The 14,096-nt window shown below is 67.4% G+C and carries 11 protein-coding genes; 7 read left to right on the forward strand and 4 right to left on the reverse strand.

Annotated elements, in window-relative coordinates; translation table 11 throughout:
- Nucleotides 1–21: 21 nt before the first annotated feature.
- From CUJ89_RS30655 to CUJ89_RS30675, 5 genes are all read left to right on the forward strand, one after another.
- Nucleotides 22–960 carry a LysR substrate-binding domain-containing protein gene (locus CUJ89_RS30655; RefSeq protein ID WP_114181652.1) on the forward strand — a complete coding sequence of 313 codons (939 nt, stop codon included), beginning with the start codon at nt 22–24 and terminating at the stop codon, nt 958–960.
- A 303-nt stretch (nt 961–1,263) separates the two neighbouring features.
- Nucleotides 1,264–2,688: an aldehyde dehydrogenase gene (gene aldA / locus CUJ89_RS30660; RefSeq protein ID WP_114181001.1), complete on the forward strand. Its 1,425-nt coding sequence runs from the start codon at nt 1,264–1,266 to the stop codon at nt 2,686–2,688.
- A gap of 133 nt (nt 2,689–2,821) precedes the next feature.
- On the forward strand, nt 2,822–4,153 hold the full coding sequence (locus tag CUJ89_RS30665) for an MFS transporter (protein WP_236655001.1): 1,332 nt from the start codon (nt 2,822–2,824) through the stop codon (nt 4,151–4,153).
- On the forward strand, nt 4,150–5,367 hold the full coding sequence (locus tag CUJ89_RS30670; RefSeq protein WP_114181003.1) for a mandelate racemase/muconate lactonizing enzyme family protein: 1,218 nt from the start codon (nt 4,150–4,152) through the stop codon (nt 5,365–5,367). The genes CUJ89_RS30665 and CUJ89_RS30670 overlap by 4 nt, the downstream gene beginning before the upstream one ends.
- 16 nt (nt 5,368–5,383) lie before the next feature.
- Nucleotides 5,384–7,051 carry a GMC family oxidoreductase gene (locus CUJ89_RS30675; RefSeq protein WP_114181004.1) on the forward strand — a complete coding sequence of 556 codons (1,668 nt, stop codon included), beginning with the start codon at nt 5,384–5,386 and terminating at the stop codon, nt 7,049–7,051.
- A gap of 50 nt (nt 7,052–7,101) precedes the next feature.
- On the opposite strand, the gene CUJ89_RS30680 is transcribed toward CUJ89_RS30675, so the two are convergent.
- Nucleotides 7,102–8,007, reverse strand: coding sequence for a LysR family transcriptional regulator (locus tag CUJ89_RS30680; RefSeq protein WP_114181005.1), 906 nt, complete (start codon nt 8,005–8,007; stop codon nt 7,102–7,104).
- Nucleotides 8,008–8,129: 122 nt separating this feature from the next.
- On the opposite strand from CUJ89_RS30680, the gene CUJ89_RS30685 reads away from it, so the two are divergent.
- Nucleotides 8,130–9,161 carry an NAD(P)H-quinone oxidoreductase gene (locus CUJ89_RS30685; protein WP_201752347.1) on the forward strand — a complete coding sequence of 344 codons (1,032 nt, stop codon included), beginning with the start codon at nt 8,130–8,132 and terminating at the stop codon, nt 9,159–9,161.
- A gap of 15 nt (nt 9,162–9,176) precedes the next feature.
- Here CUJ89_RS30685 and CUJ89_RS30690 read toward each other — a convergent pair whose 3' ends face one another.
- The 3 genes from CUJ89_RS30690 to CUJ89_RS30700 all read right to left on the reverse strand — a co-directional run bounded on the left by CUJ89_RS30690 (nt 9,177) and on the right by CUJ89_RS30700 (nt 12,086).
- Nucleotides 9,177–9,998 carry a quaternary amine ABC transporter ATP-binding protein gene (locus tag CUJ89_RS30690; protein ID WP_114181007.1) on the reverse strand — a complete coding sequence of 274 codons (822 nt, stop codon included), beginning with the start codon at nt 9,996–9,998 and terminating at the stop codon, nt 9,177–9,179.
- Between the two features lie 14 nt (nt 9,999–10,012).
- Nucleotides 10,013–10,978, reverse strand: coding sequence for an ABC transporter permease (locus tag CUJ89_RS30695; protein WP_114181654.1), 966 nt, complete (start codon nt 10,976–10,978; stop codon nt 10,013–10,015).
- 70 nt (nt 10,979–11,048) lie between these two features.
- Nucleotides 11,049–12,086: an ABC transporter substrate-binding protein gene (locus tag CUJ89_RS30700; RefSeq protein ID WP_114181008.1), complete on the reverse strand. Its 1,038-nt coding sequence runs from the start codon at nt 12,084–12,086 to the stop codon at nt 11,049–11,051.
- 562 nt (nt 12,087–12,648) lie between these two features.
- Between CUJ89_RS30700 and CUJ89_RS30705 the strand changes: the two genes are divergently transcribed.
- Nucleotides 12,649–13,800, forward strand: coding sequence for a porin (locus tag CUJ89_RS30705; RefSeq protein ID WP_114181009.1), 1,152 nt, complete (start codon nt 12,649–12,651; stop codon nt 13,798–13,800).
- Nucleotides 13,801–14,096 lie beyond the last annotated feature (296 nt).

A 14,096-nucleotide genomic window follows, 5' to 3' on the forward strand; every position in this document is an offset into this window, starting at 1 on the left:
CCCTGCCCCGTGAGACGCAAGATGCCGGCGCTCAATGCGCTGAAAGCCTTCGAGATGGCCGGCCGCACCGGCAGCTTCACGCGCGCGGCCGAACTGCTCAACGTGACGCAGAGCGCGGTGAGCCGCCAGGTCCGCCAGCTCGAAGGCCAGATCGGCGAAACCCTGCTCGAGCGCCGCCATCACCAGCTCGAACTGACGGCGGCCGGCCGCGTGCTGCTGCGCGCGCTGCAGCAGTCGTTCGACAAGATCGAGCTGACCGTGCACAGCCTGCAGGAAAAAACCCACCTGAACCGCCTGCGCGCGAACGTGCCGCCCACCTTTGCCGCGCGCTGGCTGATGCCGCGCCTCAGCCGGCTACGCGACGCGCATCCCGAATTCGAACTCAGCCTCACGACGCGCATTCACGACAGCCTCGGCGAATCGCGCGTGCTCGACTGCGCGATCCGGTTCGGCGACGGCGAATGGGACGGCTTCGACAACGCGCTGCTGATGCAGGAGCAGCATATCGCCGTCTGCGCGCCCGCGCTGTATGCGCGGTTGCGACAGGACGGCGCGCCGATCGACCTGAACCGTTTCACGCTGCTGCACGTGCTCGCGACCGACGACCAGCGCTACCAGACCTGGCAACACTGGCTGAAGGCGGCCGGCATCGCCGACGTCGACACGCGCGGCGGCTACGAATTCGACCTGCTCGACCATGCGATCCGCGCGGCGATCGACGGCCTCGGGATCACGATCGCCGACCGCCACATGGTCGCGCGCGAACTCGCGACCGGGCAGCTGATGCAGGTGCTCAACGTGCATGTCGACGGCCACCAGTCGTACTGGTTCGTCACGCGCCCCGAGCAGACGAACCTGCCGCACATCGTGCAGTTCCGCGACTGGCTGCAGCAGGAAGTGTGGCTCGCGAAACGCCACCTCGAACCGTCGTCGCCGCTGCCGCAGGTGCCGCTGCCGTAACGCGCCTCCGCGCCGATCGGCGCCTGCGGGCGACACCTTACCGGCTCCCGCGCCCGTCCGCATTCGGACCAGTCGGAAAATGCGGGCCCGCCGCCGCCCGCTCCCCGTCCCGCCACCGCCGCACCGGCCTTGCCGGACGGGCGATTCCGGCCGATTCGCCGAGTAACGTGCGTTTTTCTCATACCCGACGCGAAAATAAGTCGTTTGTCGTGCACTAAACGCATGAACAGAATGGCCTCTGTCCCGTTACGCGCGTTTCGCCACCCGAAGCGATCCGCCCGCATCCATCGGAGGAGCCTCTTGATGCGCACCGAACGCAACTACGTGAATGGCCGTTTTGTCGCCCCGGAAAGCGACGCGTTCATCGTCGTCCACAATCCCGCCACCGAAGCGCCGTTTGCGCGCGTGCCGGCCGCGACGCCGGCCGCGGCACTCGCCGCCGTCGACGCCGCGGCCGCCGCGCAAAAGGCGTGGCGCAAGCTGCCGAGCGCCGAGCGCGCAACCTTCCTGCACAAGCTCGCCGACGCGCTGACCGCGCGCGCGCCGCAGATCGGCGCGGCGCTCGCGCAGGAGTCCGGCAAGAGTGTCGAGGACGCGTCGAACGAAGCCGTCTACGCGGGCCAGATCACGCGCTACCACGCGGAATGGGCGCGCCGGATCGAGGGCGAGATCATCCCGAGCGACACGCCCGACGAGAACCTGTTCCTGCAGCGCGAGCCGATCGGCGTCGTCGCGTGCCTGATCCCGTTCAATTTCCCCGTCTACACGCTGCTGCGCAAGGTCGCGCCCGCGCTGATCGCCGGCAACACCGTGGTCGTGCGGCCGAGCAACCACACGCCGGTATCCGCGTTCGAGATTGCGAAGGCTGTCGACGAAGCCGGCTTCCCGCCGGGTGTCGTCAACATCCTGACGATGGACCACGCGACGGCCGAGGCGCTGTGCACGCATCCGGCGGTCGGGATGATCACGCTGACCGGCAGCGTGAACGCGGGCCGCAAGGTGCTCGACTACTGCAAGGCGAACATCGCGAAGCCGTCGCTCGAACTCGGCGGCAAGACGCCCGCGATCATCGAGCCCGACGCCGACCTCGAACGCGCGGCCGCCGCGCTCGTCGCGTCGAAAACCACGCACTGCGGCCAGCTCTGCACGGCCATCGAGCGCGTGTACGTGCACGACAGCGTGCACGATCGTTTCGTCGCACTGCTGAAGGAAAAGATGACCGCCGTGCGCAGCGGCGACCGCGCGGCCGATCCGTCGAACATGGGCCCGCTCGTCAGCGCGTCGGCACGCGCGCACATCCACGGGATGGTCGAACGCGCGATCGCGGCCGGCGCGACGCTCGAAACCGGCGGCGCGATCCCCGACGGCCCCGGCTTCTTTTATCCGGCCACGCTGCTGACCGGCTGCCGGCAGGACATGGAGATCGTGCAGGAGGAAACCTTCGGCCCGATCATGCCCGTGCTGCGCTACACGACGATCGACGAAGCGATCGCGCTCGCGAACGACCACCAGTTCGGGCTGTCGTCGGTGCTCTACACCGAGCACTACCGCACCGCGATGACCGTCGCGAACGCGATCGAGGCGGGCGAGCTGTACGTGAACCGCACGCCGGCCGATCCGTACCAGGGTTTCCACGCCGGCTGGAAACGCTCGGGCCTCGGCGGCGACGACGGCAAGCACGGGATGCTCGAATTCACGCAGACGCGCCTCGTCGTCATGAAGTACTGACGCAGCAAGGCCGACGCGCCGTTTCCGGCGCGCGCATCCCGACACCACGCCGCGCGCGCCGCCCCTGATCCGATCACACACATAAAAAATCTGCAGACCTCCGCTTGAAGGAAGTCTGATGGAGGAAGACATCATGCCGACCCAACCGTCGACGCCCGCCGCGTCACTCGCGTTGCAAGACAAAGCGCACGACGCACACGCGTCGCACGACTCGCGCGCGCAGCGCTACCTGCAACTGCTGCTGCTCGTGATCGCCGCGGGCGCAATCTACCCGATGCTGTACCTGCGGCAGGTGTACCAGCCGACCATGCTGCAGTTCTTCCGTATCGACGACGTGCAGCTCGGCTACCTGTACTCGTCGCTCGGCACGATCTTCCTCGTCAGCTACCTGCCGAGCGGCTGGCTCGCCGATCGGCTGTCGCCGCGCTGGCTGATCTGCTTCTCGCTGCTCGCGACGGGCGTGCTCGGGCTCGTCTATGCGACCGGGCCATCGTTCGACATGCTGGTGCTGATCTTCGGCGGCTGGGGGCTGACCACCGGCCTCACGTTCTGGGCAGCCGTGATCAAGCGCGTGAACATGATCGCGGGCTCCGACGAACAGGGCCGCTTCTTCGGCCTGCTCGACGGCGGCCGCGGGCTCGTCGAGGCGCTGCTCGCGACGATCGCGATCACGCTGTTCGCATACGTGACGCAAGCGCACGGCGGCACCGACGCGGCCGGCTTCAGGCTCGTCGTGCACCTGTACGCGTTCTTCTGCATCGCGCTCGGCGTGCTGCTTGCGCTGGTGAAAGACCCGGCGCGCGCGGGCGACCGTGCAGCGGCCACGAAGCGCCGCGCCGGCAATGCGCTGGCCGACCTGAAGACGCTCGCGGCAATCCCCGAGCTGTGGCTCGTCGCGGCGATCGTGTTCTGCGGCTACCAGGTGTTCTGGGCAACCTACAGCTTCTCGGCGTACCTGCACGAAGGCAATTTCGGGCTCAGCGCGACGGCGGCCGGCTTCATCACGACGCTCAAGCTGTGGATGCGCCCCGTCGGCGGCATCGGCGGCGGTTTCCTCGGCGACCGCATCTCGAAGGTCTCCGTGCTGTTCTGGGCGCTCGTGCTCGCGGCGCTGTCGCTCGTCGGGCTGATCGCCGCACCGCCGCACAGCCCGCAGGCGATGCTCGTCGTGCTCGTGCTGTTCATCGGCATCCTCACCTACGCGGTTCGCGGCCTGTACTGGTCGCTGCTCGACGACTGCAAGGTGCCGACGCATTGCGCCGGCCTCGCGATCGGCCTGATCTCGGTGCTCGGTTATTCGCCCGACGTGTTCGTGCCGCTGATCAACGGCTACGTGACGCAAACCTACCCCGGCGCGCACGGCTACCAGCTCTATTTCGGCTACATCGCGGCCGTCGCGCTCTGCGGCGCGGGCGCCGCCGCGTTCCTCAAAGTCCGCCTCAACCGAATCAAGGAGTCCGCATGAAGATCGTTTCGCTCGAAACCCATATCGTCGCCGTGCCGCCGCCGCATATCGGCGGGATGTACTGGATCTTCGTGAAGCTGAAGACCGACGACGGGATCGAAGGCGTCGGCGAGATCTATTCCGCGACCTTCCACCCGAAGGCGATGGGCCCGATCATCGACGACGTGTTCGACCGCTACCTGCTGAACCACGACCCGCACCACGTCGAGCGGCTGTTCCGCCAGACCTATTCGAGCGGCTTCACGCAGCGGCCAGACCTGACGATGATGGGCGTCGTCAGCGGCCTCGAGATGGCATGCTGGGACATCATCGGCAAGGCCGCGGGCAAGCCCGTGTACGAACTGCTCGGCGGGAAAATCCACGAGCGGCTGCGCTCGTACACGTACCTGTACCCGAAGAACGCGAAGGGCGAGTACGACTACGACGACCCCGATCTCGCCGCCGAATGCGCGGCCGAGAACGTGAAGCTCGGCTTCACGGCCGTCAAGTTCGACCCCGCCGGCCCGTACACCGCTTACTCCGGCCACCAGTTGTCGCTCGAAGTGCTCGACCGCTGCGAGCTGTTCTGCCGCAAGGTGCGCGAGGCCGTCGGCAGCAAGGCCGACCTGCTGTTCGGCACGCACGGGCAGATGGTGCCCTCGTCGGCGATCAGGCTTGCGAAGCGGCTCGAGAAATACGACCCGCTGTGGTTCGAGGAACCCGTGCCGCCCGGGCAGGAAGAAGCGATCGCCGAAGTCGCGAAGCACACGTCGATTCCGATCGCGACCGGCGAGCGCCTGACGACCAAGTACGAATTCCACAAGCTGCTGCAGGCGGGCGGCGCGTCGATCCTGCAACTGAACGTCGCACGCGTGGGCGGCCTGCTCGAAGCGAAGAAGATCGCGACGCTCGCCGAAGTGCACTACGCGCAGATCGCGCCGCACCTGTACAACGGGCCGGTCGGCGCGGCCGCGAGCATCCAGCTCGCGACCTGCACGCCGAACTTCCTGATCCAGGAAAGCATCATGACGTGGGGCGGCTTTCATTCGGACGTCGTGAAGACGCCGATCCGCTGGGAAGACGGCTACATCATCCCGTCGAACGAGCCGGGCCTCGGGATCGAGCTCGACATGGACGTCGTGCGCCGTCACACGCCCTACACGGGCGAACGGCTGCACCTGCAGATGGGCGAGACGCCCGTCGACGTGAAGAATCTCGCTCCCGCGAAGGGCTGAGCGCAAAGGAAGCGACATGACCTACGACTACATCATCGTCGGCGCGGGCTCGGCCGGCTGCATCCTCGCGAACCGCCTGAGCGAATCGGGCCGGCACTCGGTGCTGCTGCTCGAAGCGGGCGAGCGCGACGCGTCGTTCTGGTTCAAGGTGCCGGTCGGCTTCACGAAGACCTACTACAACCGCCGCTACAACTGGATGTACTACAGCGAGCCCGAAGCGCAGCTCGCCGGGCGCAAACTGTACTGCCCGCGCGGCAAGGTGGTCGGCGGGTCGGGCTCGATCAATGCGATGGTCTACGTGCGCGGCCAGCGCAGCGACTACGACGACTGGGCGAACGCCGGCAATCCGGGCTGGGCATACGACGACGTGCTGTCGTACTTCCGCAAGCTCGAAACCCACGCGGCCGGCGCAACCGATCCGCAGCATCACGGCGCGACGGGGCCGATCCACATCACGTCGATGAAGGCCGACGTGCATCCGATCGTCCACGAGTTCCTGAAGGGCTGCGGGCAGCTGAACCTGCCGCGCACCGACGACTTCAACGGCGCGCAGTTCGAAGGTGCAGGCATCTACGACCTGAACACGAAGCACGGCGAGCGCTGTTCGAGCAGCTTCGCGTACCTGCGGCCCGCACTGGGCCGCGCGAACCTCACGCTGCGCTCGGGCGTGCTCGTGCGGCGCGTGACGTTCGACGGCACGCGCGCGACCGGCGTGGTCGTGGCGGGCGAGCATGGCGATGAATCGCTCGTCGCCGCGTGCGAAGTGATTCTCGCGGCCGGCGCGGTCGATACGCCGAAGCTGCTGCAACTGTCGGGCGTCGGCGATCCGGCGCTGCTCGCGCGCCATCGCGTGCCGCTCGTGCAGGCGCTGCCGGCGGTCGGCCGCAACCTGCAGGACCACCTGTGCGTGAGCTTCTACTTCAAGGCGAACCGGCCGACGCTGAACGACGAGATGGGCACGCTGCTCGGCAAGCTGAAGATCGGATTGCGCTACCTGCTGACGAAGCGCGGCCCGCTCGCGATGAGCGTGAACCAGGCCGGCGGCTTTTTCCGCGGCTCGGGCGACGTACCGGAGCCGAACCTGCAGCTCTACTTCAACCCGCTGTCGTACCGGATTCCGAAGAGCGACCGCGCGAGCATCAAGCCCGAGCCGTATTCGGGCTTCCTGATCGCGTTCAACCCGTGCCGGCCGACAAGCCGCGGCACGATCGAGATCGCGTCGAACCGCGCGGAAGAGGCGGCGAAGATCCGCATCAACGCGCTGACCACGCAAAAGGATCTCGACGAGGCCGTGCAAGGCAGCAAGATGATCCGTTCGCTGATGCGCGCGCCGGCGCTGAAGTCGATGACCGTCGGGGAAATCTCGCCGGGCCCGCAGGTCGACTCCGACGAAGCGATGCTGCAGTACTTCCGCGAGCAGTCGGGTTCGATCTACCACCTGTGCGGATCGTGCGCGATGGGGCCCGATGCGGCGACGTCGGTCGTCGATGCGTCGCTGCGCGTGCACGGGTTGCAGGCGCTGCGGATCGTCGATGCGTCGGTGTTTCCGAACATCACGTCGGGCAACATCAACGCGCCGACGATGATGGTCGCGGAGAAAGGCGCGGATCTGATTCTGGCGGATGCGTTGCGCGGCGACGCGACCGACGTGCAGTCCGGCCAACGGGAAGCTATCGCGCACTGACGCGACAGCTGCAAGCGAAACAGGGGCAACGACGAAAGACGGCGCACCGCTCATCGCGGTGCGCCGTCTTTCGTTCGGCGCTGCGCCGGCGCGTCGCCGAACACCTGCACGATGTGATCGATCATCGCGCTCATGCGTGCGGTATGCCGCAAGTCCTTGTGCGTCACCATCCAGACTTCGTAAGGACGCGCACCGGTACAGGCCGGCCACACGCGCACCAGCCCGTCGCGCTCCGCGATCGGCACCGGGAGCTCGCCGAGCCCGAGCCCGGCGCGCACCGCGGCGCGCAGCATCAGGTTCGAATTCAGCCCCGACACGATCCGTCCCGCGCGGACCGGCTCGCCAACCATCGTGAGCAGTCCGTGCATCTGCAGGTGCGGCAGGAAGCACACGACGTCGTGACCATCGAAGCCGGTGCCGGGCACCGGCTCGCCGTACCGTTCCAGATAGTCCGCCGATGCGTATAGCCCCGTCGGCCAGGCGGCGAGCCGGCGCGTGAGCAGATCGGGATTGTCGGGCTTGATCGTCCGGATCGCGATGTCGGCCTCGCGCTTCGCGAGGTTCTCTACCTGCGTCGACGTGTTGAGCAGCACGCGCACATCCGGATGCTCGTCGTGCAGGTTGCGGATCGCCCCCATCACGAACTCGAGCCCGATCGTATCGGTCGTCGTCACGCGCACGTCGCCCGCGAGGCGCCGGTCGACGCCCTGGGTCTGCCGCACGAGATCGATCGCCGATTGCTCCATCTTCTCCGCGTTCCGCAGCGCCACCTCGCCCACCGCAGTCGGCACGTACCCGACGGACGTGCGCAGAAACAGCGTTGCGCCAAGCGCGCGCTCGAGCGCCGCGAGCCGCCTGCCGACCGTCGCCTGGTCGAGCCCCACGACCCGCGCAGCGCCGCGCAGGCTGCGTTCCCGGTAGATGGCAAGAAAAATCCGGGTGTCATCCCAGTTCAAGGGCGTTCTCCCTATGTGATGCAAATCTGCATCTGTGGTCTTGAAAATCGCTGCGCGAATTCATCACCCCGCAAGCCTATACTTTTTTCACCGACCACTCACCTGTCTGTTGCGAGGCAAACATGTCCGATACACGCTCCCCCCTTCCCGCCGACATGGCGGCAGTCGAAATCACCCGCCCCGGCGGCCCCGAAGTCCTGGCGACGACACGGCGCCCCGTGCCGCGGCCGAACGCCGACGAAGTGCTGATCCGGATCCACGCCGCCGGCGTGAACGGCCCGGACGTGCTGCAACGCAAGGGGTTCTACAGCCCGCCGCCCGGCGCGTCCGACATTCCGGGCCTCGAGATCGCGGGCGAAGTCGTCGCGATCGGCGAGGCCGTGCGCGGTTTCGTCCCGGGCGACCGGGTAAGCGCGCTGGTGACGGGCGGCGGTTATGCGGAATACGCGGTCGCCCATCATCTCGCGACGATGAAGCTGCCGCCCGGCCTCGACATGATCGAAGCCGCGGCGATGCCGGAAACGTTCATGACGGTCTGGCTGAACCTGATTCAGCGCGGGCGGCTGCAGGCGGGCGAATCGGTGCTGATCCACGGCGGCGCGTCGGGCATCGGCACCGCCGCGACGATGATCGCGAAGGCAATGGGCGCGTCGACCGTCATCACGACGGTCGGCTCGGAAGCGCATCGCGCCGCGAGCCTGCGGCTCGGCGCGGATCACGCGGTCCATTACCGCGAGCAGGATTTCGTCGCCGAAGTCGACGCCATCACCGCGGGCAAGGGCGTGGACGTGATCCTCGACATCATTGCGGGCGACTACGTGGCGCGCAATTACCGGGCCGCGGCAATGAACGGACGGATCCTGCAGGTCAGCGCGCTCAACGGGCCGGCGAAGGAGCTCGACGTGTGGCCGATGATGACCAAGCGCCTCACGCACATCGGTTCGACGCTGCGCTCGCGCTCGCCCGAGGAGAAGGGCGCGATCATCGCCGAACTCGAACGGCACCTGTGGCCGCACGTCGAGGCCGGCACGGTCAGGCCGCAGGTGTTTCGAACCTTCCCGCTCGAGGACACGCGCGACGCACACGTGCTGATCGATTCGGGCGTCCACATCGGCAAGATCGTGCTGACGACGGCCGCGCACCGCGCGGCCTGAGCGGGGTGACGCGTATCAGTTCACGCTCGACCGCTTCTCCACGAACCTTCTCACGTAATCATCCGCCGGCCGCGACAGGATATCGTCCGGCGTCCCGACCTGCACGAGCGCGCCGTCGCGCAGGATCGCGATCCGGTCGCCGATCCGTAATGCCTCGTCGAGATCGTGCGTGATGAACACGATCGTCTTGGAAAGCGTCGCCTGCAGTTCGAGCAACTGATCCTGCATCTCGGTGCGGATCAGTGGGTCGAGCGCGGAGAACGCCTCGTCCATCAGCAGCACGTCGGTATCGGCGGCCAGCGCGCGCGCGAGGCCGACGCGCTGCCGCATCCCGCCCGACAACTCGTCCGGATAGTGATCGGCATAGCCGTCGAGCCCGACCTTCGTCAGCCAGTTGCGCGCCGCGTCGGCCGCGTCGTGCCGCTTCTCGCCGCGCGTGCGCAGCGCATACGCGGCGTTGTCGAGCACGGTCTGGTGCGGCAGCAGCCCGAAGTTCTGGAACACCATGCTGACCTTGAAGCGGCGCAGCTCGCGCAGCCCGTGCGCATCGAGCTTGATCACGTCGCTGCCGTCGATCACGATCTCGCCGGCCGTCGGCTCGATCAGCCGGTTGAAGTGCCGCACGAGCGTCGACTTCCCGGAGCCCGACAGTCCCATGATTACGAAGATCTCGCCCGACTCGATGCCGAGGCTCACATCGTTGAGCCCGACGTTGCAGCCCGTTTCGGCCAGCACCTCGGCCTTGCGCTTGCCGGCCCTCAGCAGGTCGAGCACGCGCGCATGCGCGGCCTGCGGCCCGAACAGCTTGTACACGTGTTTGACGTCGATGGTCGCCATGTCTGCCTCCGTTCCTATGCGCGCGACGATTGCGTCGCCTGATTCGAATCGACGCCCGGCGACGACGCCTTGCGCGGCAACCGGTACGGCACGCGCGATGCGCCCTTCTGCCGGCGCTGCTGCGCGAGCCGCCGCCGTGCACGCCGCTCCTGGCCGAAGCCCTGGCTGATCCGGTCGATCACGATCGCCAGGATCACGATCGCGAGGCCGGCCTGCGTGCCCTTGCCGACGTCGAGCGTCTGGATGCCCGCGAGCACGTCCTCGCCGAGCCCGCGCGAGCCGATCATCGACGCGATCACGACCATCGACAGCGCCATCATCGTCGTCTGGTTGATGCCGGCCATGATGCTCGGCCGCGCGAGCGGCAACTGCACGTTGACGAGCAACTGCCAGCGCGTCGTGCCGAACGCGCGCGCGGCTTCCGTCACGTCCGGATCGACCTGGCGGATGCCGAGATCGGTCAGGCGGATCAGCGGCGGCAGTGCGTAGATGATCGTCGCGAGGATCGCGGGCACCTTGCCGAGGCCGAACAGCATCAGCACCGGAATCAGGTACACGAAGCTCGGCAGCGTCTGCATCACGTCGAGCACGGGCAGCAGCATCCGGCGCAGCCACGCGCTGCGCGACGCGAGGATGCCGACCGGCACGCCGATCGCGACCGACAGCACCGTCGCGACGAGCATCAGCGCGAGCGTCTGCATCAGCTTGTCCCACAGGCCGAAGCAGCCGATCGCGTAGAGCAGCAGCATGAAGAGCACGCCGAGGCCGATGCGGCGCGTCGCATTCCACGCGATCGCGCCGACGACCAGCAGCACGAGCCACGGCGGCGCCACGCGCAGCGCGCCTTCGAGCGGCACGAGCAGGTAGCGCAGCAGCAGCGTGCTGAAATGATGGAAGTTGTCGCCGTACTGCGCGACGAACGTCTCGAGCGCGCTGTTGACCCAGTCGGCGATCGACAGGTGCAGAAAGAAGCCGTTCATCATGGTTCTCCGTCGCGCCGCGAAGGCGCGTGACGGCGGCGGCGGACGCGGGCCCGACGCCGCGCGCAGGTTACGCGCCCTTCAGGCTGCCGGCGATCTTCTGCGCGACATCGGCCGGCACCCACTGCTTCCACATGTCCGGGCGGGTCTTCAGGAACTGCGTGGCCATCGCCGCGCCGTCGATCTTCTTCGTCGTCATCTCGAGGATCGTCTGGTTCAGGAAGTCCATCGGAAAGCGCACCTTCCCGAATACGCCGACGAGATCGGGGTTCGCGTCGGCGAACGGCTTCGACACGCCGACCGTCAGCCGCGACACCATGTACGACGACGCACACTGGTGCGTGCTGCTCTCGTCGCGCAGCGTCTTCCAGCATGCTTCGTTATAGGCCGGCATCTTCAGCGCGGCGAACTTGTATTTCGCCATCAGCGCGGCCGGGCCCCAGTAATAGAACACGATCGGCGCGCCGCGCTGGTATGCGGACGCGATCGCCGCGTCGAGCGCCGCACCCGTGCCCGGATGGAAGTTCGTATACGTCTGGTCGAGCTTCAGCACGCGCAACAGGCGCGAGTTCACGCGCTCGCAGTCCCAGCCCGTCGGGCAGTTCAGGAAGCGGCCCTTGTCCGGTTCCTCCTCGTCGGCGAACACCTGCTTGTATTTCGGCAGATCGTCGACCGACACGAGCCCCGGCGCGACCGGCTTGATGTGGCGCGCCGGATCGCCTTTCACCACGTATTCGGGCACGAACCAGCCTTCCGTCGTGCCGCCCGGCAGCGTGTCGCCGATCAGCTTCACGGCGCCCGACGAGACAGCCTTCGCGGTGATCTCGCTGCGGCCCGTCCACTGCTCGGCCCAGATCTGCAGGTCGTTGCGCGCGAGCGCCGTTTCCGTCGCGGCCGTGCTGCCCGGCACGACGTCCGTCTTGCAGCCGTAGCCCTTCTCCATGATCTGCCGCAGCACCTCGGTCGCGAACGACCCGCTCTCCCACGTGATGCCCGCGAAATGGACCGTCTTGCCGTCGGCGCACGCGCCGCCGGCCGCGTGGGCCGCGGGCGCGGACAGGATCGCTGCGGCGGCGAGAAGGACCGTTTTCAGTCGTCGAATCTGCATGGTGGGTCGTCTCCAAATCGAATCTGTTGTTTGTGCGGCGCGGCATGCGCGTCGGCCGGCGAATGCGTTCACGTCCGGTCAGCCTGCATGTTTGGACCGCCAATTTGTTTAGGGAAACGAGTAATTCCGATCACTGCAATCGGTAGCGCCAATCGATCTCCGGGCACCCCGCCAAGCCCGCCGGGCGGGCCTCGCGGCCGATTTCCGGAGGCCATGCACGGCCCGGCGCGGGCTGCGTTGCGACACCGTTCGGCAGTTGCCCGGCCGGCCTTGAATCGCTGCGCCGCGCGCACCGTTTCGACTGTCGAAACCGCCCGCCGTGCCCCCATCGGCGAACCCGATCCCATCCATCGAAATTACTCGCTTTCGATTCCGTTTCGGCTTGGGAAGAATGCGCGGTGTCATCGGAGGAGACACGACCCGACGCTGCCGGTCGCCGCGCCGCCGCGCATCGCGCGCCCCGGCGCCGCACGCGCTGCGCCGGATCGCCCCGGATGACGGGACGCGCCTCGCCGGACGCGTTCACGACAACCGATACAAGCTGGATACCCCGGAGATCTCAATGAAAAAGACCCTGACGGCGCTTGCCGTAACGGCAACCTTTGCATCCCCCGTGTTCGCGCAAAGCAGCGTCACGCTGTACGGCGTGATCGACGAAGGCCTGAACTACACGAACAACGTCGGCACCGGCCACGTCTACGAGATGGCGAGCGGCTACGCGCAGGGCAGCCGCTGGGGCCTGAAAGGCAGCGAGGATCTCGGCGGCGGCATGAAGGCGATCTTCCAGCTCGAAAACGGCTTCGACGTGAACAGCGGCCGGCTCAACCAGGGCGGCCGCATGTTCGGCCGCCAGGCGTACGTCGGCCTGAGCCAGGCGCAGTACGGCACGCTGACGTTCGGCCGCCAGTACGACTCGGTCGTCGACTATCTCGCGCCGACCACGGCCAACGGCAACTGGGGCGGCTACCTGCTCGCGCACCCGTTCGACAACGACAACACCGACAACTCGTTCCGCCTCGACAACACCGTGAAGTACGCGAGCCCGAACTTCGGCGGCTTCCAGTTCGGCGGCGCATACAGCTTCAGCAACAGCACGAGCTTCTCGGATAACCGCGCGTACAGCTTCGGCGCGCAATACCAGAACAACGGGCTGCTGATCGGCGCCGCGTACCTGCAGGCGAACCATCCGGGCGACGGCTCGGCCGGCGCGATCACCGCGAACGACGCGAGCTACATCGCCGAGCGCATGCGCGTGTTCGGCGCGGGCATCAACTACACGTTCGGGCCCGCGACGGTCGGCTTCGCGTACACGAACTCGAACTACAAGAACCCGACCGGCAACGGCTACCTCGGCACGCCGGGCGCGATCATCGCGCCGGGAGCGACGGTCAGCGCGATCAAGTACCAGAACTTCGAGGTGAACGGCGCGTACCAGATCACGCCGGCGTTCATGGTCGGTGCGCAGTACGTGCTGTCGCTCGAGAAGTACGACGCGTCGACCGGCAACGCGAAGCCGAAGATCCACTCGGCCGGGCTGATGGCCGACTACAACCTGTCGAAGCGCACCGACGTGTACGTGCAGGCCGCGTACCAGCATATCGCCGGCGACAAGACGAACTCGATCCTCGACAACGCGTTCATCCCCGGCACCGACGCGCCGTCGTCGACGTCGAACCAGGTGGCCGTGCGTCTCGCGCTGCGCCACAAGTTCTGACGCGTCCCGGTTCTCCGTTCTTCACGCGACACCCGGGCCGGTCGGCCCGAGGTGTCTTCGCCCGCCCTCAGGCGCCAGCCTGCCGGCGGGCTTTTTCATCGGCGCGGCAATGCCTGACCGGCCGATCCGGCCGGACTCGGTAAACACCGCGCGATCGCCCCGTCAACCGTGACAGGTCAACCGCCGGCGATCCGCCGATACACTGTGGGCGATCCCGCCGGCCGGCATCCGCGATAGCCGCGATGCCGGCCGGTGCATTCATTGCGCACGGCCTGCCGCTTTCCGCCCGCACCCCG

The organism is Burkholderia pyrrocinia, from assembly GCF_003330765.1.
Classification (GTDB): domain Bacteria; phylum Pseudomonadota; class Gammaproteobacteria; order Burkholderiales; family Burkholderiaceae; genus Burkholderia; species Burkholderia pyrrocinia_B.

Coding starts and splice junctions, on each gene's coding strand:
- CUJ89_RS30655 (WP_114181652.1), top strand. CDS start 22: ATGCCGGCGCTCAATGCGCTGAAAGCCTTCGAGATGGCCGGCCGCACC.
- CUJ89_RS30700 (WP_114181008.1), bottom strand. CDS start 12,086: ATGCAGATTCGACGACTGAAAACGGTCCTTCTCGCCGCCGCAGCGATC.
- CUJ89_RS30685 (WP_201752347.1), top strand. CDS start 8,130: ATGTCCGATACACGCTCCCCCCTTCCCGCCGACATGGCGGCAGTCGAA.
- CUJ89_RS30695 (WP_114181654.1), bottom strand. CDS start 10,978: ATGAACGGCTTCTTTCTGCACCTGTCGATCGCCGACTGGGTCAACAGC.
- aldA (WP_114181001.1), top strand. CDS start 1,264: ATGCGCACCGAACGCAACTACGTGAATGGCCGTTTTGTCGCCCCGGAA.
- CUJ89_RS30665 (WP_236655001.1), top strand. CDS start 2,822: ATGCCGACCCAACCGTCGACGCCCGCCGCGTCACTCGCGTTGCAAGAC.
- CUJ89_RS30675 (WP_114181004.1), top strand. CDS start 5,384: ATGACCTACGACTACATCATCGTCGGCGCGGGCTCGGCCGGCTGCATC.
- CUJ89_RS30690 (WP_114181007.1), bottom strand. CDS start 9,998: ATGGCGACCATCGACGTCAAACACGTGTACAAGCTGTTCGGGCCGCAG.
- CUJ89_RS30705 (WP_114181009.1), top strand. CDS start 12,649: ATGAAAAAGACCCTGACGGCGCTTGCCGTAACGGCAACCTTTGCATCC.
- CUJ89_RS30670 (WP_114181003.1), top strand. CDS start 4,150: ATGAAGATCGTTTCGCTCGAAACCCATATCGTCGCCGTGCCGCCGCCG.